The sequence below is a fragment of the Micromonospora sp. DT227 genome, from assembly GCF_049841835.1.
Classification (GTDB): domain Bacteria; phylum Actinomycetota; class Actinomycetes; order Mycobacteriales; family Micromonosporaceae; genus Micromonospora.
In genome coordinates this window covers 232,434-253,762 of the sequence record NZ_JBNCLA010000008.1, presented here as the reverse complement: position 1 = coordinate 253,762, position 21,329 = coordinate 232,434, and the positions used below count along the sequence as shown (strand labels likewise).

15 protein-coding genes and 1 pseudogene are annotated in these 21,329 nt (G+C 70.4%); 4 read left to right on the top strand and 12 right to left on the bottom strand.

The features are described 5' to 3' along the window. Window positions 1–5: 5 nt before the first annotated feature. The gene (locus ACLQ2W_RS25730) at window positions 6–560 is read left to right on the top strand and encodes a copper resistance CopC family protein (RefSeq protein WP_425789523.1); all 555 of its coding nucleotides are present in this window, start codon (window positions 6–8) and stop codon (window positions 558–560) included. A 300-nt stretch (window positions 561–860) separates the two neighbouring features. After that, window positions 861–2,855 carry a cytochrome c oxidase assembly protein gene (locus ACLQ2W_RS25725; RefSeq protein WP_425789370.1) on the top strand — a complete coding sequence of 665 codons (1,995 nt, stop codon included), beginning with the start codon at window positions 861–863 and terminating at the stop codon, window positions 2,853–2,855. A gap of 147 nt (window positions 2,856–3,002) precedes the next feature. On the opposite strand, the gene ACLQ2W_RS25720 is transcribed toward ACLQ2W_RS25725, so the two are convergent. Next, window positions 3,003–3,710 carry a YcnI family protein gene (locus tag ACLQ2W_RS25720; protein ID WP_425789368.1) on the bottom strand — a complete coding sequence of 236 codons (708 nt, stop codon included), beginning with the start codon at window positions 3,708–3,710 and terminating at the stop codon, window positions 3,003–3,005. A gap of 197 nt (window positions 3,711–3,907) precedes the next feature. On the opposite strand from ACLQ2W_RS25720, the gene ACLQ2W_RS25715 reads away from it, so the two are divergent. Further along, a complete protein-coding gene (locus ACLQ2W_RS25715; RefSeq protein WP_425789366.1) occupies window positions 3,908–5,332 on the top strand; it encodes a PepSY-associated TM helix domain-containing protein in 1,425 nt (474 codons plus the stop codon). A gap of 102 nt (window positions 5,333–5,434) precedes the next feature. Here the strand turns inward: ACLQ2W_RS25715 and ACLQ2W_RS25710 are convergent, their stop codons facing one another. The 8 genes and pseudogenes from ACLQ2W_RS25710 to ACLQ2W_RS25675 all read right to left on the bottom strand — a co-directional run bounded on the left by ACLQ2W_RS25710 (window position 5,435) and on the right by ACLQ2W_RS25675 (window position 16,430). Continuing rightward, on the bottom strand, window positions 5,435–7,222 hold the full coding sequence (locus tag ACLQ2W_RS25710; RefSeq protein ID WP_425789364.1) for a copper resistance CopC family protein: 1,788 nt from the start codon (window positions 7,220–7,222) through the stop codon (window positions 5,435–5,437). Window positions 7,223–7,412: 190 nt separating this feature from the next. Next, a complete protein-coding gene (locus ACLQ2W_RS25705; protein ID WP_425789362.1) occupies window positions 7,413–7,556 on the bottom strand; it encodes a hypothetical protein in 144 nt (47 codons plus the stop codon). Between the two features lie 51 nt (window positions 7,557–7,607). Further along, the gene (locus tag ACLQ2W_RS25700; protein WP_425789360.1) at window positions 7,608–7,868 is read right to left on the bottom strand and encodes a superoxide dismutase; all 261 of its coding nucleotides are present in this window, start codon (window positions 7,866–7,868) and stop codon (window positions 7,608–7,610) included. 5 nt (window positions 7,869–7,873) lie between these two features. Beyond that, window positions 7,874–8,488 (bottom strand): superoxide dismutase, encoded by a 615-nt coding sequence (locus ACLQ2W_RS25695; protein WP_425789359.1) that lies wholly within the window; start codon window positions 8,486–8,488, stop codon window positions 7,874–7,876. A gap of 499 nt (window positions 8,489–8,987) precedes the next feature. After that, on the bottom strand, window positions 8,988–9,527 hold the full coding sequence (locus ACLQ2W_RS25690; protein ID WP_425789357.1) for an ATP-grasp domain-containing protein: 540 nt from the start codon (window positions 9,525–9,527) through the stop codon (window positions 8,988–8,990). Window positions 9,528–10,801: 1,274 nt separating this feature from the next. Then, window positions 10,802–11,479, bottom strand: a pseudogene (locus ACLQ2W_RS25685) (hypothetical protein); the annotation flags it as partial. Window positions 11,480–12,003: 524 nt separating this feature from the next. Next, window positions 12,004–14,814, bottom strand: coding sequence for a BTAD domain-containing putative transcriptional regulator (locus ACLQ2W_RS25680; RefSeq protein ID WP_425789355.1), 2,811 nt, complete (start codon window positions 14,812–14,814; stop codon window positions 12,004–12,006). Between the two features lie 1,247 nt (window positions 14,815–16,061). Continuing rightward, complete coding sequence (locus ACLQ2W_RS25675) at window positions 16,062–16,430, bottom strand: LppU/SCO3897 family protein (protein ID WP_425789353.1); 369 nt, start codon at window positions 16,428–16,430, stop codon at window positions 16,062–16,064. A gap of 649 nt (window positions 16,431–17,079) precedes the next feature. Between ACLQ2W_RS25675 and ACLQ2W_RS25670 the strand changes: the two genes are divergently transcribed. Continuing rightward, on the top strand, window positions 17,080–18,495 hold the full coding sequence (locus ACLQ2W_RS25670; RefSeq protein WP_425789351.1) for an aminopeptidase P family protein: 1,416 nt from the start codon (window positions 17,080–17,082) through the stop codon (window positions 18,493–18,495). Between the two features lie 173 nt (window positions 18,496–18,668). Here the strand turns inward: ACLQ2W_RS25670 and ACLQ2W_RS25665 are convergent, their stop codons facing one another. From ACLQ2W_RS25665 to ACLQ2W_RS25655, 3 genes are read right to left on the bottom strand one after another with little or no spacing between them, the layout of a single operon-like run. Further along, window positions 18,669–20,039, bottom strand: coding sequence for an L-serine ammonia-lyase (locus ACLQ2W_RS25665; RefSeq protein ID WP_425789349.1), 1,371 nt, complete (start codon window positions 20,037–20,039; stop codon window positions 18,669–18,671). Between the two features lie 46 nt (window positions 20,040–20,085). Then, window positions 20,086–20,970 carry a proline dehydrogenase family protein gene (locus tag ACLQ2W_RS25660; RefSeq protein ID WP_425789521.1) on the bottom strand — a complete coding sequence of 295 codons (885 nt, stop codon included), beginning with the start codon at window positions 20,968–20,970 and terminating at the stop codon, window positions 20,086–20,088. After that, window positions 20,856–21,320: a hypothetical protein gene (locus tag ACLQ2W_RS25655; RefSeq protein ID WP_425789347.1), complete on the bottom strand. Its 465-nt coding sequence runs from the start codon at window positions 21,318–21,320 to the stop codon at window positions 20,856–20,858. The genes ACLQ2W_RS25660 and ACLQ2W_RS25655 overlap by 115 nt, the downstream gene beginning before the upstream one ends. Window positions 21,321–21,329: the final 9 nt, after the last annotated feature.

Below are 21,329 nucleotides of genomic sequence, written 5' to 3'. Positions count from 1 at the left end.
TCGCTATGCGTACCCGTGTCACCGCAGCCCTCGCCGCGCTCCTCACCGCGCTGCTGCTGGTGCCGGCCGCGCCCGCCGCGGCGCACAACTCGTTGCAATCGGCCACCCCGGCCCAGGACGCGCGGCTGACCGCCGCGCCGACCTCGGTGACGCTGCGCTTCCTGCAGCGGCTCGACCCGCAGTTCACGACCATCGTGCTCAGCGACGCCGGCCGGCGGAAGGTGCCGACCGGCGCGCCGGCCGTGGACGGCACGGCGGGCAGCGTGAGCGTCGACGAGCCGCTGGCCAACGGCGCCTACACCGTCGCCTACCGGGTGGTCTCCGCCGACGGCCACCCGGTGCAGGGCTCGTACCGGTTCACCGTGGCCGACCCGGCCGCGTCCGCGACGTCGCCCCCACCGCCCGCGACGACGACCGGCAGCGGCGGACCGGCCAGCACGGTGGCCACCGGCGCAGGCGGCGACGGCGGGCCACCGCCGGTCCTGCTGGCCGCCGGCGGGGTCGCCGTCCTGGCCGTGACCGGCGCGGCCCTGCTGCTGTTCCGCCGCCGCTCCTCCTGACCCCATGACGCCGGCCCGTCCGGCGACCCGATCCGAAACCAGGTCCACACCGTGCGCCAGCCGGCATCGCCGTCCCCGACACCCCGCTCCCCCCGCCCGTCCGACACCGCCGGCCCCGTGGCGGCCGAACCGGCCGGCCTCGGATCGGTCGCCGCGGAGCCTGCCACCGCCGGGCCGCACGGCCGGGAGCCAGCCACCGACCGGCCCGTCGGCGCCAGGTCGGGCAGCACCGGACGGATAGGCGCCCGGCAGGGCAGCCCGGGCCGCACGGGGCCAGCGGCGGGTGGATGGCTCGTCGCGATGGTGGCGACCGGTTCGGCGGTGGCGGTGCTGTTGCTGGCGCTGCGCCTCGGCGGCGCGCTCGCCGCCGCGGTCCCGGGCCTGCCCGACCCGGGACCGGTCACGACGTGGGCGCTGCCGACGGTACGGCTACTCGAAGACGGGTTGGCCACCCTCACCGTCGGCTTCGCGGCGACGGCGGCGTTCCTGCTGCCCGGTGACGGGGCGAGTGTCTCCGCGCACGGGTGGCTGCTGCTGCGCCGCGCCGGCCTGGCGGCGGCCGGCTGGGCGGCGGCGTCCCTGACCTTGCTGGTACTCACGGTCTCCGACCTGCTCGGCGTTCCCCTCGGCCGGCTCGGTGCGGCAACGGTGGTCAGCTTCGGCGTCGACATCACACAGGGGCGGGCGTTGCTCGCCCAGACCGGGCTGGCAGCGGTGGTGGCGGTGACGGCCCGGGTCGGCCTGTCCCGCCGGACGGCCGCGCTCGCTGCCGCGACGGCGCTGGTCGGGCTGTTGCCGCCGGCGTTGACCGGGCACGCCGCCGGTGCCGGCAACCACCAGATCGCCGTGTCCAGCCTCGCCCTGCACGTGGTGGCCGCCGCGTTGTGGGCCGGCGGGCTGGCCGCGCTGCTGACCATCCGGCGCAGCCGCAACCTGCCCGGGACCGCCGCCCGCTACAGCCGCCTCGCGTTGGCCTGCTTCGTCACCGTCGCGGTCAGCGGCCTCGCCAACGCCGCGGTGCGCCTCGGCACCGTCGATGAACTCTGGCAGTCCCGGTACGGGTGGCTGGTGCTGGGCAAACTGGCCGCGCTCGCGGTGCTCGGCCTGCTCGGCGCGGCGCACCGCGCGCGTACCCTGCCGGCCCTGGCCGCCGGGAGACGTGGCGCGTTCGCGCGGCTGGCGGCCGGGGAGCTGGTGGTCTTCGCCGCGACCGTCGGTCTTGCCGTGGCGCTGTCGCGCAGCCCGACCCCGGTCACCGAGCCGGTCGACGCCGACCCGGTGACCGAGGTGCTCGGCTTCCCGATGCCGGCCGCGCCCACGGCGGCGCACCTGCTGGGGCAGCCGTTGCCAGACCTGTTCTTCCTCACCGTGACCGTGGTCGGTGTCGCCGGCTACCTCGCCGGGGTACGCCGGCTGCGCCAAGGCGGGCACCACTGGCCGATGGCCCGCACCGCGAGCTGGATCGGCGGCCTGCTGGTGCTGGCGGCCGCCACCGGCCTGGGCTTCGCCCGCTACGCGTACGTGCTGTTCAGCGCCCACATGGCGCAGCACATGGTGCTGTCCATGCTGGTGCCGATCCTGCTGGTCGGCGGCGCCCCGGTCACCCTCGCGCTACGGGCCCTGCGCCGTCCGACCGAACCGCAGGTCCGGGGCGCCCGGGAGTGGCTGCTGCTCGCCCTGCACAGCCGGGCCACCCGGCTGCTCACCCACCCGCTGGTGGCCCTCGGCATCTACACCGCCAGCCTGTTCGGCCTGTACTTCAGCGACCTGCTGGGCACTCTGATGCGCTCCCACCTGGGACACCTGGCCATGCTGGGACACTTCGTCCTCTCCGGCTACCTGCTGTTCTGGGTGCTCATCGGCGTCGACCCCGGCCGGCCACGGGTACCCCACCCGGTCCTCGTGCTCATCCACCTCGCCGCGATGATGGCGCACGGCTTCTTCGGCCTCGTGCTCATGCAGACCACCACGGTCATCGCTCCCGACTGGTACCTCGGCGTCCATCCCGATTGGGCTTCCACGCTCCTGGCCGACCAGAAGCTGGGCGCCGGCATCGCCTGGGCGTTCGGCGAGATCCCCGCCGCCGTCGTCATGGTCCTGCTGGTCCGGCAGTGGATCCAGGCCGACCAGCGTGAGCAGCGCCGCCTCGACCGGGCCGCGGACCGGGCCGAATCCACCGGCGAGGACGACGACCTGGCCCGCTACAACGCGTTCCTGGCAGCCAGTGCGCGGGAAGCTGACAGCCGCAGGGCCGGACGGCCGACGGCCCGCCGGTCGGACTCCCCGTCGGACTGATCGGCGGTCCGGCCCGCAGAGCCTTTCCGGTCTGCGTCCACCCCCGACAGCCGCCTGACCGCCGCCCGGACGGGGCCGACGGCGACGCCCTGCCACCGGCCCTCGCGGGAGTGCGAGCCGCGGGTGCGGAGGACAGAAGGGATGCGCTCAGTTCCGGTGGACCGCCCGGCGGTAGGCGAGGAGCCCTGCCACCAGGCCCGCCAGGCCGAGGAGGATGCCGGCGATGCCGTAGGCGGTCCCGTTGCCGCTGTCGGAGTCGGTGTCACCGCTGGTCTGCGCCGCGGCGGCGACGGGCTGGGCGGACGTGGTGTCGTCCTTGCCGGCGGTGAGGGTGAGCACGGGCGCGGGGTGCTCGGGTTCCTGGCCGGCGGCGGGCTCGTCGATCCACCGGACGATGTCGCCGTTGGAGTAGGTCTGCAGGGCCTTGAACACGACCTGGCCGGTCTTCGGTAGCGGGCCGAGGGAGACGTCGAACTCCTGGAACTGGTGCGGCTTGATCGCCGCGCCCGGCCCGGCGGTCCAGGTGATCTTCGTGACGGCGTCGGTGATCTCCCCGTCGTCGGTCTTGATCGGCGTGGCCAGCTTGGTGCTCTCGGTGGTGGCGGTCCAGCCGGTGAGGGGCTTGAGGGACACCGACGCGATCGGCGTGGCCGTGGGCAGGTTGACCTCGATCTTGGTGGTGTCGGCGCTGTCGGTCTCGTTCGGCACCCGGAACGACACCTTCGTCCACCCGCCTTGCACCGCGGTCGACGGGTTGACGGTGACGTGGGCCGCGGCCGGGCCGGCCAGCCCGAGGGTGAGCGCGGCGGCGCCCGCGGCGATCGTCGCCACCCGGGCGAACGCAGTCCGATTCATGATCAGCGCATCCTTTGCATCCGGTCTCGGGCCGGTCCTCCGGCACCGGCGTAATGGTCGGCGGCGGGGCGGCAAAAGTTCCCGGACTCCACCGAACGGTGGAAACGCGCGCCGCGGCGGGCGGGTGCGGGAACCAGCGCGGGTCCCGCGCCGACTAGGAAGGCCGACGCCCTTTCCCCACGAGATCGGATCGACGCATGACGGTTCCTGTTGACACCTCACCGCCGCCGACCCGGTCCGCCGACAACGGGTGGGGTGGCCTGCTGCTGCGCCTGCACTTCTACGCCGGAATCCTGGTGGCGCCGTTCCTGCTGATCGCCGCGCTGACCGGCCTGGCGTACACGGTCACGCCGCAGCTGGATCGGACGCTCTACGGCGACCAGCTCACCGTCGACCGGGTCGGGGACCGTCCACGGCCGACAGCGGAACAGATCGGCGCGGCGCGGGCGGCGCACCCCGGCGGCACCGTCGCCAGCGTCGCCCCCGGCGAGGGCGACGCCACCACCCGGGTGGTGTTCGACGTGCCGACCCTCGGCGAGAAACAGCACACCGTCTACGTCGACCCGTACACCGCGCAGGTCAAGGGCACCCTCACCACCTGGTTCGGGTCGACGCCGGCCACCACCTGGCTCGATGATCTGCACCGCAACCTGCACCTCGGCGTCGTCGGGCGCTACTACTCGGAGCTGGCCGCGAGCTGGCTGTGGGTCCTCGTCCTCGGCGGGCTCATCCTCTGGTGGCGGCGCCACCGGACCAGCAGCAGCCGGGCCCGGCGACTCGTCGCACCCGACCTCACCGCGAAGCGGGGCGTGCGGCGCACCCGCGGCTGGCACGCCGCGACAGGGGTGTGGCTCGCCGTCGGGTTGCTGTTCCTGTCCGTCACCGGGCTGACCTGGTCCCGCTACGCCGGCGGGAACTTCAGCTCCGCCCTCGACGCACTCGACGCGCACGCGCCCGAACTGTCGACCACGCTGCCCGGGGCGGTCACCCCCGTCGCCGACACCGGCCACCACGGCGGCGGCGGGGGCGCCACGCCGGTCGACCCGGCCGACACCGACCGGGTCCTCGCGCTGGCACGCGACGCCGGCCTCGACGGGCCGGTCGAGATCACCCCACCCGCCGAGGCGGGAACCGCGTGGAGCGTGGTTCAGGTCGACAACTCCTGGCCGGTACGCAAGGACGCCGTCGCCGTCGATCCGGCCTCCGGCGCTGTCACCGCCCGCAGCGACTTCACCTCCTGGCCGCTGCTGGCGCGGGTGAGCAGCCTCGGCATCCAGGCGCACATGGGAGTGCTGCTCGGCCCGGTCAACCAGATCCTGCTCGCCGCGCTCGCCCTCGGCCTGCTCTGCGTCACCGTGTGGGGCTACCGGATGTGGTGGCAGCGCCGCCCCACCCGCCATGACCGGCGCGCCCCGCTCGGCACCCCACCCGGCCGGGGGGCGTGGCAGCGGCTGCCCGCCTGGGGCGTCGCGGTCGGCGTACCCCTGGTCTTCGCGGTCGGGTGGGTGTTGCCGCTGCTGGGGGTGAGCCTGCTGGCCTTCCTCGCGGTCGACCTGCTGCTCGGTGCCCGCCGGCGCCGCGACACGGCGACCGCCGAGGCGACCGGCGGCGCCGCCATCTGAACGGTGCGGCTGGTGGGTCCGCGGCGGTGGCGCGGCACGCCGCAGCCGCGCCACCATCGCAGCCGCTCTGCCGGCTCCGCGCAGTCGAGTGAGCGGGCCCGTTCAGTCCACGTCGATCGTGTACTCGGCGGTGTGCACCGTGCCGTCGACCTGGAAGTCCAGGAACGCCCGGTGGCGGCCCGCGCCCGGCGCGGTGAGCCAGAACGAGATCGCCCCGTTGACCAGTTCCGGTTCGGGATGGACGTGCAGGTAGCCGAGGTCGCCCTCACGGACGACGACCAGGTGCCCGTAGGCGCCGAGGTAGCGCTGTACCGCCACCTCGGCGGCGCTGCCGTCGCGGCGGACGGAGAACGCCAGCGGCACGGTGGTGCCGGCCCTGGGCGTGCCGGCCATGGTCACCGTGAACGGTCCGGCCGTCGCCTGCGGTCGCGGTGACGGCGGGGTGGCCGGGGCGTACGCGCCGGGGACGTGGTGGTCGACGCCGAGCACCAACGGCGTCGGGGTGCCGCCGGGGGCAGAGACGGAGAAGTCCGCGTAGACGCGGTATGTGCCGGCGCGGGGAAGCGTCAGCGGCACGCTCCAGGTGCCGTCGGGCGCCATGCTGGGGTGAAGGTGCTGGTAGCCGGTGAGGTCGCGGCCCACCACCACGAGGTGCAGGGGTTTGTCGTGGACGACGGCGAAACGGGTCACCGGCCGCCCGTCGCTGCCCACGACGCGGAAGCGGTAGTCCTCGCTCCGGCCGGCGGACTGGGAGCGCCGCTCGGGCCGCAGGGTGTAGCCGCCGGCGCTGACCGTGGTGCCGGTCGCCTGCGTTCGATCGGCGCCGCCGTCGCCGGGGTGCGTGTGCGCGCCGGCGCCGGGCGGGTGCCGGTGTCCGTCCCCGGCAGCCTCGGCCGCGCCGGTCGCGACCGGTGCGGTGACGCCGGCCGGCCGTGCGGCGCCGGCGGTCGCCACGCCGGTGTCGATCCGTCCCAGCCCGAATCCGGCCAGCAGGCTTGCCACCAGCGCGCCGACGAGCAGCGCGAGCCGCGTATTGCCCGGACCGAGGCCGGGAGGGTCGGTGCGAGCGCGAGCGGACGTCCCCGCCCGGCCGGCGGGGCTGGCGCCGGGTCGCCTCTGCCTCGTCCCTGCCCGCTGACGCGTAGGCGGTCTACCAGGGTCCGGTCGGCGTCGCCACCGCACGAGACCGACCGCGGCCGCGACCAGTGCCACCCCGGCGCCCACCCAGCCGATCCGCGCGGCACCACCCTCGTCGGTCGGCGGCGCCGCGACGGCGGGTGACGGCGCGGCGGCGGCCGGCGCGGGGGCCGAGGAGGTCGCCGCTCCCGATCCGTGCCCGGAGCTTTCGTGCTGCGCGGCGGCCGCCAGCAGCGAGGGGTCGGGTTGGTCGGTCGGCGGGCGCCAGCCGGTCGGTTCCGCCGTCACCGGGCCCGTGTACCGGAAGGTCAGTGTGCCGCGCACCGGCTCGCCGTCGGAGGCGACCGACAGGTAGGTGGCGGTGTACTCACCCACCGCCGGCAGGTGGGCGACCGTCACCATCGCGGGGAATCCGGTGGCGTACTCGCGGGGCTGGAACAGCCCGTCGGTGAGCACGTACTCGGTGACCGGTTTGGGCAGCGGTCGCGGCTCGCCGTAGCTCCAGCCGCCGTCGACCCGCCCGCCGCCGGGAGCGGTGATGGTGAAGTGGGCGTTGGAGGCGACTTTCTCGGTGAAGTAGAGCCACACGTCGGTCAACGGCCTCGACACGGTGGCCCCCGCTACCGGGACGGACATCGCCAGCGTCCCGTGCGCCGCCGCCGGCCGCGCCGGCACCAGGAGCAGGACAGCCGCGAACAGCAGAGCCGTCAGGCCGACAAGCGGCCGGGCGAGTGCGGGGATGAGACGACGCATCCGACCATGGTCGCGACAACAAGCGCTTCCGTCGATACATAGTTATCTTTTTGTTCTCATGGCAAAAGTTCCGGCCCGTTTGAAGGAACTAGTGGGGGATCGATGTGCGGGCGTCGCGGGAAACCAGCCCGTCGAAGATCAGCGACGCACGTCGGGGCCATAGTTCAGCACCGGGTTGAGGGTGTCCGGCTCACCCGCGGTAGCCCACCACCAGCGTCCCGACGCCGCCCGCACCGCCGGTCGACGTTGCCGACGACGAGCAGCCCACGACGGCGAGCGCGAGCAGAGCGGCGGCAGCCGCTGCCGCCACGCGCACGGACAACCGCTTGACCATGACGTACGCCAGGAGATCGTGCGCCGACGGGCGGCGCGGCGCTGGGCGCCGTCAGCCGGGCGGGGGTGGCGGTGTGGCCGCCACGAGCAGGGTGAGTTCCCGGACCAGGTCGTCCAGGGACTGCCCGGTCTGCGCGCGGACCAGCCCGAGGGCGAGATCGGCGAGCAGGTAGAAGCCGAGCGTGCGCGCCTGGTCGGTGTCGAACGAGGCCAGCAGCGCCTCCGCACCGGCGAGGTCACCGCGGTGGCGGGCGGCGATGACCCCGGCGGCACGCTGCACGAGGTCGGCGGCGACCGGGACCGGGCCGGTCACGCCGGTCAGAGCTTCGGGGTGACGGTGCGGGCGGCGTCGAAGCGGGCGGTCACGTCGGCCCAGTCGACCAGGTTCCACAGCCGGTCGACGTAGTCCGGGCGAACGTTGCGGTACTGCAGGTAGTAGGCGTGCTCCCAGGCGTCGAACACCAGCAGCGGCGTAGAACCCTGCCCGACGTTGCCGTGGTGGTCGTAGACCTGCTCCACGATCAGCCGCCGGCCCAGCGGCTCCCAGGCCAGGACGCCCCAGCCGGAGCCCTGCACACTCTTGGTCGCCGTCGAGAGCTGCCCGGCGAAGCCGTCGAACGAGCCGAAGTGCTCGTCGATCGCGGCGGCCAGCTCACCGTCGGGGCGGTCGCCGCCGTCCGGAGACAGGTTGTTCCAGAAGATCGAGTGCAGCACGTGCCCGGACAGGTTGAACGCGAACGTCTTCTCCAACCCCACCAGCGCCGCGAAGTCACCCTTGTCGCGGGCCTCGGCGAGCTGCTCCAGGGCGTCGTTGCTGCCCTTGACGTACGCGGCGTGGTGCTTGCTGTGGTGCAGCTGGAGGATCTCGCCGGACATCGCCGGCTCCAGCGCGCCGTAGTCGTACGGCATGTCGGGCAGAGAGTAGACGGCCACCAGCAGCTCCTCGCACCATCGTCGTCACGTGACCTGGGCGGGCACCCCGACGGAATTTCGGATCATCGCGTTGCCGAGGCACCCGCCCACTGCTGCCAGCATTACGTAGTTGCCATACTTTGGCAATAAGCCCGACCGGACTCCACGGAGACGCGGCCAGAGGCCGCACCGGGCGAAGCATGTTGCTCATTCGGGAAGTTCCGGGTGCGCAAGCGGCGGCGGGCTCACCGACACCCGCCGTCGCCCACTCAGGCGAGGTCGAGCCACCGGACGTCGCGGCTCACGGCTCTCGCCCGACGCGAGATCGTGGCCCTCGGTCAGCGGACCGCCCCCGAGGTTCGCCCGCAGTGCGAGCTTGGAGACGTTTCCTCGACAAGGTCAAACAGCTGCAGAAGCACCGTTCGTCGCTGGATCGCTCGACACGCCGATCACCGGCGTCGACAGCGCCTCACAAGGACGACACTTGGCAATGCTGATCGCCACATCGGCTTGAGACTGGTCAATATCGGGCCAGGACAAGCAGGGCCGTGATCATCATTTGAGGGTCGACGGTGGTTGGTCGGTCGCTCACCTGCCCGTCGCCCACTTCTATCACCCGCCATTCGCCGTCCGCGCGCAGAGCGAGGTCGACGGTGACGAAGGGCAGGCCGAGTCCGGCGATCATCGGTGCGATCGGGGCCAGGTCGATCCCGGCCGGCGCGGGACCGTGCGGGCTGTCGGGATGCGGTCCGATCAGGACGCACACACCGTTGACCCACCACGTGCGTACTTCGGCGGAGGTGAACCGTTCGAAGCGCCGCAGTACGAAACCGCCCACGAAGTCGTCGTCGCGCAGTTCCAGAAACCGCCTGGCCACGTGCCACGCAGCCGCGCCGTCCTCCAGGTCGGGGATGAACGTCGCCTCACTCCAGTAGTGCTTCATCGACTTGCTGTAGTCACGCAACACGGCTGGTCCCGCTACCAGTTCGATCCGCGCGCGAACGAGACGCGGATCGGCTCGTCGAGCTCTTCGGCGCTGGTCGTCCGGCGGCAGATCCATTGGAGTGGTGTGCTTACTTACGGGATGATCCACTGCGGAAACACGCCGCGATCGCCATGCCACGCCGTAAGCCGGAACCATCGTGCCCTCCTCCGAGCGGAAGTTGCCGAAGCAGGCTGAGAGGCGTCCGGCCATCCGGGCTGCCGGTTCGGTGGACACCGCCGGGCGGGGCAGGACGTCGTCCGGGCTGCCGGTGGAACGCAGCAGCCCGGACGCTCTTCGATCAGTCGTTACGGTTTGGCTGCCGGGGTCCCGGCAGTGGTGGTCAGGTCCTGGGTGGTCCAGGCCGCGCCGATACGAGACAGGTAGGTCTCCTGGACATGACCACCCGTGGCTTTGATGGTGAAGACGCTGGTGTAGCCATCATGTGTCACCGCGACCGGCCGACCCGCCATCAGCGGAGTGCCCGGGTTGGCGGTCAGATCCTGTGCCACCCACGCCGCGCCGAGACCAGACAGGAAGGTCTCCTGCAGCCGGCCACCGGTCGTGGCGGCGAACACACTGACGTAACCGTCATGCACGACCGCTGACGTCGCCGGCTTCACCGCGCTGCCCGGCAGCGACTGGGTCACCCACGCCGCGCCAATCCGAGCAAGGTAGGTCTCCTGCAACTGCCCAGCCCCGGTGACAGTGAACACGCTGACATAGCCCTCATGCGTCACCACCGACGGTGCCTGCGCGACCGCCGCCGCACCGAGGTCCTGCGACACCCAGGCAACGCCGATACCAGCCAGGAAGGTCTCCTGGACCCGGCCGCCGGTCGTCACCGCGAACACACTGACATAACCGTCGTGCGTCACCACCGACGTGTACGGCGCCACCACCCCACCCGGCAACGGCTGGGTCACCCACGCCGCACCCAGACGGGACAGGTACGTCTCCTGAATCTGCCCGGCCGAGGTGACCGTGAACACGCTGACGAAGCCATCGTGGACACTGACCGACGGCGTCTGCCCCACCGCGACCGCACCCAAATCCTGCGTCACCCACGCACCACCGACACGAGCCAGGAACGTCTCCTGCAAATGCCCGTTCGAGGCATTGACCGTGAACACACTCGTGTACCCGTCATGCACCACCGCCATCGGCTGACCCGCTACCGACGGCGTACCCGCCGCCACCGACAGATCCTGCGTCATCCACGCACCACCAAGCCGCGCCAGGAACGACTCCTGCAAATGCCCGTCCACCGCGTTCACCGTGAACACACTCGTATAACCCTCATGAACCACCGCCTGACCCGCCGGCACACCACCACTTGAGCCGCGGTTCAGCCACTGGTCGACCGTCTCGCCGCGTAGGACGCTGAGTAGAGCCTGCTTGTTGTCGTAGCTTTCGACCTTGTCTCGATCCTCACTTAGGTGAATATGCCATAGATGGGATGAGTCGGATGACGCTGCGCGATGGTAGCGGAAATCCCAGCCCTCGACGGTCGTGTCATTGTCGGTTTGGCCGAAGAACTCTTTCCACCCGTTCAGGCGCGGATCATTGGCGTTCTGCCCGGAAGCCAGCAGGCGGTTGGAGAATCGGGCAATGTTGCTGTAGTTCGATGCTGCTGCCGTAATTCCTGCCGGAAGCTTCTTGTCCGCGTTCGGATCGACCTGCAGGGAACTCAAGGCCAGGCTTTGAGCCTCCGGAAACGTCCAGTCATAGGCAGCGGCCTTGTCCGACGGGCCGCCTTTGTCCTCGGCGTCCCGGACGGAGTAGTTGTCTGAGCTGTTTGCCGCTCGGGTGTTGTGGTACCCGGGCTTGTCGGCGTAGATGCCGCCGTTCTGCGAGCCGGGCTGAAGCTTGAGCAGCTCCTCCATCAACCACCAAGAGGCCGAGGTGATTCGCGCCGGGTTCGGGTTTGCAGCTGCACTTGCAGGGGATGCAACGACAACACCTGCGAGAAGTGCCGCCGAGACAACGGTGGCAGCACAGAAAGAGCTCTTGGCTTTGCTGGACGTCAGGACCGATTTGAACGTTGCGCTTGGCGCTCTAAAAAGAAATCTGAGCACGTTGGACCGTCTCACTGCCTCTCCTTCGAATTCTAGCTCTGCCGCCCTGAACCGGGCCGCGACCGCCATGCCCGAGGGCGGGTCAGCCCACGAAGCGAATATTGCCCTGCGTCGATCAAATTCTGATAAATGTGCGTTCTGTTGCCCCCCGGGAGGCCGTGGCGACCAGGCTGGCGGGATCGGGATCGTTGGGGCACGCGCCGAGTTCGCAGCGGTCGCCGGGGCGGCGAAGATCAGCGACGTCTCGACTCCACCCAGGACGAGAGGACTGGCCCGGAGCCGGCGATGAGGACTGGTGAGATCCATCGATTCCCCCTGATCTCAGACCGGCAACGCCGGTGACTGGGAGAAGAATCGCGGGCCGTACATGAACGTTTCTTGATTCGGCCCTGACCGGCCGCCGGGCCGGTCGGCGCGCCGGGCGGGGTAATCGAGGCGTTGGCCGCTGGGGCGCCCGGGGCGAAATCGCCGCCAACTCAGTGGACCTGGTGCTCCTGGCTCGTCGGACCACTCCCGGTACGGAGCATCGCGAGGCGCAGGTCCATGAGCTTGCGCCTGACATCGGCGGCCTCGGCGTAGCCGAGGTCCACCAGGATCTTCAGAGCCTGCAACCATGCCACAGAGGCAGCCTCAAGGTCGTTGGTCGCATGCCGGACGTCGCCCAGATCGACGAGCACCCGCGCGTTGTTGTACCGGTCGACGCCGCGTTGAAGCAGCGCCAAGGATTCCTCGTACGAGCGGCGTGCGTCGTCAAAGCGTCCGAGCTGGTGCTGGGCGTACCCGATGGTGTGCCAGGTGGCCGCCTGGCTGTTCGGATCTTCGACGGCGGAGGACAAGGACAACGCCCGCAAGCCGTGTTCGATAGCGGAATCCGGGCGGCCCATGAGGGTCAACGTCCATGCCATGCTGCCCCAAGCTGCCGCCTCACCCGACGTGTTGCCGGCCGCGCGGTACAGATCGGCGGCGAGACGGCCCTCGCGCAGGGCCGCGGGATAGGCTCCCTCGCGTGTCAGCACACTGGCAAGCGTGCCGTGGATGTTCGCCTCAGCGCTCCGGTCCTCCAGCTCAGCCTGGAGGCGGACGGCCCGCTCGAGGTTGATCCGCGCCTCGGCCGACTTTCCGATACGGCTCAACCCCATCGCGGTACACAGTAAGACCAACGCTTCACCAGCGCGATCGCCGTGTCGTACTGCCGCATCGAGGGCGGCCTTCATCGCATCCTGATGGTCCTGCCAATAGCCCCCACGGATCAGGAACGTGGAGAGCGACCAGCCCAGCAACCAGACATGCCGGAACGCGCCGGACTCCGCCGCGCGTCGTAGCGTGCTCATCAGCACGCGATGTTCGGCCGCGAACCAGGCCATCGCGCCGGCATGATCGAGAATTTCCGCGACTTGGGTGCCGGGCGAAGGTTCGCCCAATGCTCGTGGCAGCTGGTAAGGGCTCATCGCTATTCGTGCCGCGCAGCTCGTGTGCAGGTAGTGGTCGAACAGTCGCCGCTCGGCCAGGTGCTGCTCGGCCGCGCTCTCCTCGGTGCCGGCCAGTTCGACCGCGTAGGCCTGGAGCAGGTCGTGCAGCTTGTAGCGCCCGGGCCGATGTTCCGAGAGCAACTGGGCGGTAGTCAGTTCGCGAATGAAAACTCGGACCGCCGGCACGGGGACTGCCAGCAAGCTTGCCATGGCCTTGGCGGTGATGTCTTCGCCGGGATGAACGCCCAGGAGCCGGAACAACCGCGCGGCTGGGGCGCTCAAGATCCGATAGGACCAGGACAGCACGCTACGCGCGTCGGTGGCCGGGTCGTCGCTGGCGAAGGCGTCGAGGGCGTTGCCGGTCTCACGCAGCTCGGCGGCCATGACGGCCAACGGCACGTCCGGTCGCATCGCCATCCGGCTGCCCAGTACCGCCAAGGCCAAGGACAGTCCGGCACAGCGCGCGATCATCTCGGTCAGCAGTTGCGGTTCCTGGGCGCCCAGGGCGGCCCCGATCCGGTCCACGACCAGGCTTCGTGCCTCGCCATCGTCGAGCAGATCCAGGCATACCAACTGGGCACCGTATGTCACCACCAGCCCCGCCAACTGGTTACGGCTGGTGATCACGGTGACGCAGGACGGCGCGCCCGGCAGCAACGGCCGGACCTGCTCGGCGTCGCGGGCATTATCCAGTACGACCAGAGTTCGCCGGCCGCTCATCAAGCTTCGGTACATTGCGGCGCGGTCGTCCAGCCCGGCGGGGATGCGTCCCGCCGGCGTGCCGAGAGCTTCCAGAAAGCCACGTAGGACCGTCGCGGGGTCGGCGATCGTGCTGTCCGCGCTGAACCCGTGCAGGTCGACGTAGAGCTGGCCGTCCGGGAAGCGGTCGGCGTTCTGACGGGCCCAGTGCACGGCCAAGGTTGTTTTGCCGACGCCGGCGGTGCCGTGGATCGTGGCGATCATCGTGGTGGTGGGCTGGTTCTCCGCCTCCGCGAGCAGAGCCGCTAGACGGGACAGGTGTGACTCCCGTCCCACGAAGTGCGAAAGACCAGTCGGGATCTGGGCCACCGCCTCCGGCTTGGGGCCGGTCGACGGCAGTTCACCGCGGAGGATCGCTTGATGTACTTGCTGGAGCTCCGGACCGGGCTCCATGCCGAGTTCCTCGGCGAAGACGCGCCGGATGGCCGTATAGCGGTCCAGTGCTGCCGAATCGCGTCCGGCGGCGTGCATCGCCCGCATCAGCAGTGCGAGAGTCGACTCGTTGAAGGGATGCTGCCGGCACAGATCCTCCAACGGTCCCACTGCCTCGGCCCCCTGGCCCAGGTCGATCGAGGTCCGTGCCCAGCCCGCCACCGCCTCGCACCGTTCCATCTGCCAGGCGTCGCGTGTCTGTGCCGCCCATTCGCCGGCCACTCCCGCAAGCGGCTCTCCGCGCCACAGGTCGATAGCTTCCCGCAACAGCCGCGCCCGGTCGGCTTGACTGGTGCGCGCCGCGGCCGCCTCGCCGACCCGCGAGCGGAACAGCAGTAGGTCGACATCTCGAGCGTCCAGGTCCAGCACGTAGCCGGCCGGCTGTTTGAGCAGTTGCGGCCGCCGGCCAGGCGAGCCGGTGGGCAGCCGGGCGAATACGCTACGGAGCCGGGTGACATAGGTGTGCAGGACGTTGCGGACCTGGGCCGGACGTTTGTCGCCCCAGACACGGTCGGTCAGGACATCTGGGCTGATCGGTCGCCCGGCATCGACGAGGAGCGCGGCGAGAACCGCACGTTGCTTCATCGGGCCGATGTCAACCCGCTGGTCTGCCTCCCACAGTTCCACCGGCCCCAGCAGACGAAATTGCATGATCCCCCGATGCGCCTACTCGTTGCTGGTCGCCCCCATCTTCGCAACACTGCCCGCCCGGCGCTGGGACAACGGCAGCGACAGGAAAGTATCAATGAGTTATGGCAATATCCAGGGCGCGATCCCAGGGCCTTCGCAGGGTCGAGATTTGACCGTTTTAGGGTGAGTCCAAGGAGTCGTAGGGATCGTTACGGATCTTGGCCGTTTCGGCGTAAGGCTGGTGCGATCGAGGGGACGCCGTCCAGGCGGAGGAGGCTGACCGCGGTGTTGCGCAGGGTGGCCAAGTCCGAGAAGAACGCCGGCAAGCTCCGCAAGGCACTCGATCCCTACCCGACTTTCGCCTCCAAGGTCGACCGTGCCGGCGCGAACGGGCGGAGCAGGCGGTCGACTGCGCTGATGCAGCGGTCAGTACCGAAGACCTCCCACATCACCGGGGTCGGGGTTTCAGCATCGCGAATTTTCGCTCAGTGGTCATTCCCGATCCCCGTCTGGAGCGCCCGCGTCGATCCTCCGCGAGTGGCCTCAGCCTCCGCAGATTCACCCGCCCGGTCGAGTCCAAGGCTTGTGATCACCAAATCATCCAGGCTACGGCATGCGGGTGGGGCAATCCGCTCATGGGCCAGTTCGGGAAGTCGGCCGGACGGAAGCCCAGCCACGGAGCTGGCAGCCACCAGCCAGCGCGCCCACTCGGCCGCAAGAGCGGATGCTTCGAGGCGACCCGATTCCAGCCGTGTCGCGGCTGTCGCGGCACTGCGGTGGCGTGAGGCACAATCCTGAATCGTGCCGACGTACCCCGATCCTGCGGTTACGGCGACCTCGGGCAGGCGAGCCTGAATGATCCTGAAGAAGACTGGAGCCCGTTCGTCGTCACACGCGACGCGTTCGAGCGCGTCCGGGACTCCGCTTACACGTAGCCGAGCCTCAAGACCCGCGCCTCGCGGCATGTGCGGACGCCGGCCAGGCGGACCGCCTACGGCGCCCTGCGGCGATCGCGACTGTCTGCTGCGGCAGCACCGGGACCGCCAGTCAGCGGCAAGCCGTCATCGATCAGTCCTCGGCGAACGGGCTTCGGCGGCCTTCCACGAAAGCGGCGGCCCGTTCTCGCGCTTGCACTATTGATCGATTATCGACGCCGGTGATCAGACTGAGTCGGCAGCCAGACAGGGCAGGCGTTGGCCCGCCCTGGTGGCTCCAGAGGCGAGCGAGGTGATCACTTGGGCGGGTTATGGTCTCAAGGTTTCGAGGCACAGGATCAGCACTTGGCCGTCCTCGAAAGTCTTCCAGAGGACGTCGTCGGCTGTCGGAGAGCCGGAGCACGTCTCATTGAGGACCTTCTCTGTCACCGGGCTCGGCCTTATCTCGCGGTACACCACTCGCCTGCGCGCAGTCGGATCGTCACAGGCGACGATGCGCGTGTCCTCTACCGCCGCCCCGGCTACGCAGTCCCCAATCTCGGCGGAGAACCGCTCTACATCCCGCACGCTGCGGACGAAGCCGAGGATGCAACTGATCGCGCCAACGACGGCAAGAATCGCGGCCACGAACGCCCATAGGCCCAACGCCCGAGGTCCCTGTCCAGCGGGCAAGGACATCAGCACTCCAGCGGAAGTATTGGCAGAGTCGATGGCACCCAAGGTAGAGCTCGCCGTCAACCGCCAACACACGACGCCTGTCAATCCGGGTGCCGACCGGGACACATTCTGGGGCGGTCGATGCACATCCGGCCGCGGCGGTCGCCAAACCACAATCAGGCGAGCAGGCCGACCGAAACCCGGACGGCGCCTGGAGCCGCCGATGAAGATTGAGCCCCGCCAGCGGCCTCCTCGACCTGCCGAACGCGCCCGCCCTTGCAGATCAACAACTCTCGACCAAGCATGATCAGATGCACGACCCCAGGGCCCGGCCGGCACGACTGTTCGTCAGCAGGTCCTCGTCGAGTACACGATCACGACTCTTGACGTCGCCACGGACATTGCTAGTGTGCCATGTAATATATTACAGGGGGCGCTGAAGGATTTGCTCGGCAAGGTGTTCTCGAACGGGCAGGCGTTGTGCGCCCCGGCGGTGCAGGCCGCGCCACCGGATGGAACAGGCCGGCGAGCATGCTGCCCCGCGTCATGCCCCTCCCGCCCACCGCCCACCGCCCACCGCCCACCGGGACGAGGGCTTCACAGTCGCGGTATGGGAGTTCAGCGGCGACCTTCGACGCTCCCTCACCCTCACCCCCGTTAAGGAGGCCGCGTGACCCGCACCGACTTGCACACCGGTAGCCACGACCTGCCGGTCAGCCCTGCCCTTGAGGAATTCATGCTCTCTGGTTGGGCCGACAGCGAACACCGTGACCTGCCCGTCGACGACGTGGCGTCTTGGGCCGCCGCCCGCCGGGCCCGCCTGCACGCCCGATTCACCGGGGAACGGCTCGTCGTGCCCTCCGGCGGGTACAAGCAGCGGTCCAACGACCAGCACTACCGCTTCCGGCCGCACTCGGCCTACACCTGGCTGACCGGCGACCAGTCCTCTGACGGGGTGCTCGTGATCGAGCCGGACGGCGGAGCCACCCTGTTCCTGCGTCCCCGCTCCGACCGCCGCAGCGGTGAGTTCTTCCGCGACCGGGTGTACGGCGAGTTGTGGGCCGGGCGGCGCCCCACCCTCGCCGAGAGCCGCGCACGGCTGTCGATGCCGACCCGGCACGTCGCCGACCTGGAGTCGGCACTGTCCGGGGCAGGCGTCCCCACCCGGGTGCTGCGCGGGGTCGATCCGCGCGTCGATGCGCTGCTGGCCGACGCGGCCGGACCGGGCGACGCGGAGTTCGACGCGGTGCTGTCGGAGCTGCGGCTGATCAAGGACGCCTGGGAGATCGACCAACTGGAGCAGGCGGTGGCGATCACCACCCGCGGGTTCGAGGATGTGGTGCGGGCGCTGCCGATGGCGAAGCGCACCTCGGAGCGCTACCTGGAGGGCGTGTTCTGGCAGCGGGCCCGCTTGGAGGGCAACGACGTCGGCTACCACTCGATCGTGGCGGCCGGGGCCCACGCGGCGACCCTGCACTGGATCGACAACGACGGCCCGGTCCGCGACGGCGACCTGCTGCTGCTCGACGCCGGCGCGGAAACCCGGTCGTTGTACACCGCGGACATCACCCGGGTCTTCCCGATTTCGGGCCGGTTCAGCCCCTTGCAGCGCGACCTGTACGAGCTGTGCCGGCGCGCCAACGACGCCGCCCTCGAGTGCCTGAAGCCGGGTGCGGAGTTCCGGGCGTTCCACCGGGCGGCGATGACGGTGCTCGCCCACGGGCTGGCGGATCTCGGGGTGCTGCGCTGCTCACCGGAACGGGCCTTGGCGGAGGATTCCGGCCTGTACCGGCGATGGACTCTGTGCGGCTCCGGCCACATGCTGGGGCTGGACGTGCACGATTGCGCCGCCGCCCGGTCCGGCACCTATCTCGACGGGCGCATCGAGGCCGGTCAGGTGCTCACCGTCGAACCCGGTCTGTACTTCCAGCCCGACGACGAGCTGATCCCGGCCGAGCTGCGCGGGCTGGGCATGCGTATCGAGGAGGACATCCTGATCACCGACGGCGGGTACCGGTTGCTCTCCAGCGGGCTGCCCCGGCAGGCTGACGACGTCGAGGCGTGGATGCACCGGGTGACGTCGTGACCGCTGCCGGCGCGGACGTCGTGGTGGTCGACGCCGGGGTGACGGGCGTCGCCGCGCACACCATGCCGTCCGCGCCGGCCTGACGGTGACCGGGGTGGACCGCGGCGGAGCCCTCGCTGCCCCCACCAGGGCCGGCGAGGGCAACATTCTGGTCTCCGACCCCGCCAAGGGCATCAGCACTCGATGACGTTGACGGCGAGCCCGCCGCGGGCGGTCTCCTTGTACTTGACCTTCATGTCGGCGCCGGTCTCCCGCATGGTCTTGATGACCTTGTCCAACGAGACGTGGTGCACGCCGTCACCGCGCAGCGCCAGCCGGGCCGCGGTGATCGCCTTGATGCTGGCCACCGCGTTGCGCTCGATGCACGGGATCTGCACCAACCCGCCCACCGGGTCGCAGGTCAACCCCAGGTTGTGCTCCATGCCGATCTCGGCGGCGTTCTCCACCTGCTCCGGCGTGCCGCCCAGCGCCTCGGCCAGCCCGGCCGCCGCCATCGAGCACGCCGACCCGACCTCACCCTGGCAACCCACCTCCGCACCGGAGATCGAGGCGTTCTCCTTGAACAACACGCCGATCGCACCGGCCGCCAGCAGGAACCGCACCACCCCGTCGTCGGACGCGCCCGGCACGAACCGGGTGTAGTAGTGCAGCACCGCCGGAATGATCCCGGCCGCCCCGTTCGTCGGCGCGGTCACCACCCGACCACCCGCCGCGTTCTCCTCGTTCACCGCCAACGCGAAGAGCGTCACCCAGTCCATCACCCGCAACGGATCCATCGAGTAGACGTCCGCCTCCAGGCCACGCCGCAGCTCCGCCGCCCGACGACGCACCTTCAACCCGCCCGGCAGGGTGCCGTCCCGCCGGCAGCCGCTCTCCACGCACTCCCGCATCACCCGCCAGATCTCCAACAGCCCCGCCCGCACCTCCCCCTCGGTACGCCACGACAGCTCGTTGGCGAGCATCACCTCGCTGATCGACAGCCCGGTGCCGGTGGTCACCGCCAGCAGTTCCGCGCCGGTCAGGAACGGGTACGGCACCCGGGTGGTGTCCGGCACGATCCGGTCCGCCCCGGCCGCCGCCTCGTCCACCACGAACCCACCACCGACGGAGTAGTACGTCCGGGCCCGCAGCTGCCCGTCCGCCGCGTCGTACGCCGCGAAGGTCATCCCGTTCGGGTGGTACGGCAACGACCGCCGGCGGTGCAGCACCAGATCCCGGTCCGGGTCGAAGTCGATCTCCTGCACACCCAGCAGACGCAGCCGCCGCCCGGCACGGATCTCCGCCACCCGGGAACCCACCCGGTCCGTGTCGACCGTCTCCGGGGCCTCGCCCTCCAGCCCGAGCAGCACCGCCCGGTCACTGCCGTGACCGTGCCCGGTCGCGCCCAACGAACCGAAGAGCTCCCCCTGCACCCGGGCGGTATCGGCGAGCAGACCGTCGGCCTTGAGCCCCGACACGAACGTCCGGGCCGCCCGCATCGGCCCGACGGTGTGCGAACTCGACGGCCCGATACCGACACTGAAAAGGTCGAAAACACTGATCACGGCAGCCTGCTCCCTAATGTGAGGACGGTGGTCGGCGGCGGCTGCGTCAGTTCGCGGCACCGGGCTTGAAGGAGCGGGCCAGCAGGAGCATGTTCGCGGGCTTCTCGGCCAACCGGCGGGTGAAGTAGCCGTACCAGTCGCGCCCGTAGGGCAGGTAGACCCGCATACGGTGCCCCTCCCCCGCCAGCCGGGCCTGTTCGTTGGCCCGAACGCCGTACAACATCTGGTACTCGAAGTCCGCGGCATCCCGGCCGGCGTTGCGAGCGAGGTGCAGCGCGCTGTCGATCAGGCGCGGGTCGTGGGTGGCGATCATGGGGTACCCGGCTCCTTCCATGAGGATGCGCAGGCACCGGTCGAACGCCGCGTCCACCTGGCGTCTGGTGCCGAACGCCATCGAGTCCGGCTCGGCGTAGGCGCCCTTCACCAGGCGGACCCGGCTGCCGGAGTGGGCGAGCTTGACGCAGTCGACAACCGTGCGACGCAGGCACGCCTGCAGGGCCACCCCCACCCACGGAAATTCGGTGCGCAGTTCGCGGAGGACGGCGAGCGTCATGTCGACGGTGGTGTGGTCCTCCATGTCGATCGTCACGCTCGAGCCCACCGCCGCGGCCGCGGCGCAGATGTCGCGGGTGAGCCGGTACGCCTGATGCTGGCCGTCGTCGGCCAACGAGCCGCCGAGTGCGGACAGCTTGACCGAGACCTCCGCGGACGCGGCCAGGTTCGCCCGGCCCAGCGACGCAAGCAGCAGGCGGTAGTTGTCGCGGATGCCGAGCGCCTGCTCCGGCGTCGTCGTGCCTTCCCCCAGATGATCGATCGTCACCTGCATTCCCGCCCCGACGATCCGCGAGGCCACGCTGACGGCCTCGTCTTCCTCCTCACCGGCGACGAACCGCCGCACCACTGGTCGCGTGAGCGGGGAATGCTCCACGATCCGGCGTAGGCGGTCACTTCCTGTCGCTCTGAGCAGCAGCTTGTTCGGCACGGTGCGTCCTTTCCTGAATACGGGTGTGGGTCCGACCGGCGATGACGCGTCGCGGGTGGCGCACTGTCGAAAGCCCAGAGGTTCCGATCCGCAGCCCTGAGGTGACCATCGGCGGGCGCGGCGCCGTGCACGTCGGCGGCGTTGAGCCGGTCGGCGAGCACCCTCGCCCCGATCAGGGCGCTCTGTTGCCGTTCGCGGAACTCCCGCCCCGCGGCGATCCGGAATGCCACCGCCTTGGCGGCGACCGTGTGCTCGAGCGGACCGCCCTGCTGCCCGGGGAAGACCGCCGAGTCCAGCATGGGGGTTCC

Bases quoted from the DNA above. Each gene is read 5' to 3' on its own strand.
- ACLQ2W_RS25730 (WP_425789523.1), top strand. From the start codon at position 6: ATGCGTACCCGTGTCACCGCAGCCCTCGCCGCGCTCCTCACCGCGCTG.
- ACLQ2W_RS25725 (WP_425789370.1), top strand. From the start codon at position 861: ATGGTGGCGACCGGTTCGGCGGTGGCGGTGCTGTTGCTGGCGCTGCGC.
- ACLQ2W_RS25715 (WP_425789366.1), top strand. From the start codon at position 3,908: ATGACGGTTCCTGTTGACACCTCACCGCCGCCGACCCGGTCCGCCGAC.
- ACLQ2W_RS25675 (WP_425789353.1), bottom strand. From the start codon at position 16,430: ATGTCCTTGCCCGCTGGACAGGGACCTCGGGCGTTGGGCCTATGGGCG.
- ACLQ2W_RS25720 (WP_425789368.1), bottom strand. From the start codon at position 3,710: ATGAATCGGACTGCGTTCGCCCGGGTGGCGACGATCGCCGCGGGCGCC.
- ACLQ2W_RS25705 (WP_425789362.1), bottom strand. From the start codon at position 7,556: ATGGTCAAGCGGTTGTCCGTGCGCGTGGCGGCAGCGGCTGCCGCCGCT.
- ACLQ2W_RS25655 (WP_425789347.1), bottom strand. From the start codon at position 21,320: ATGCTGGACTCGGCGGTCTTCCCCGGGCAGCAGGGCGGTCCGCTCGAG.
- ACLQ2W_RS25690 (WP_425789357.1), bottom strand. From the start codon at position 9,527: ATGGATCTGCCGCCGGACGACCAGCGCCGAAGAGCTCGACGAGCCGAT.
- ACLQ2W_RS25710 (WP_425789364.1), bottom strand. From the start codon at position 7,222: ATGCGTCGTCTCATCCCCGCACTCGCCCGGCCGCTTGTCGGCCTGACG.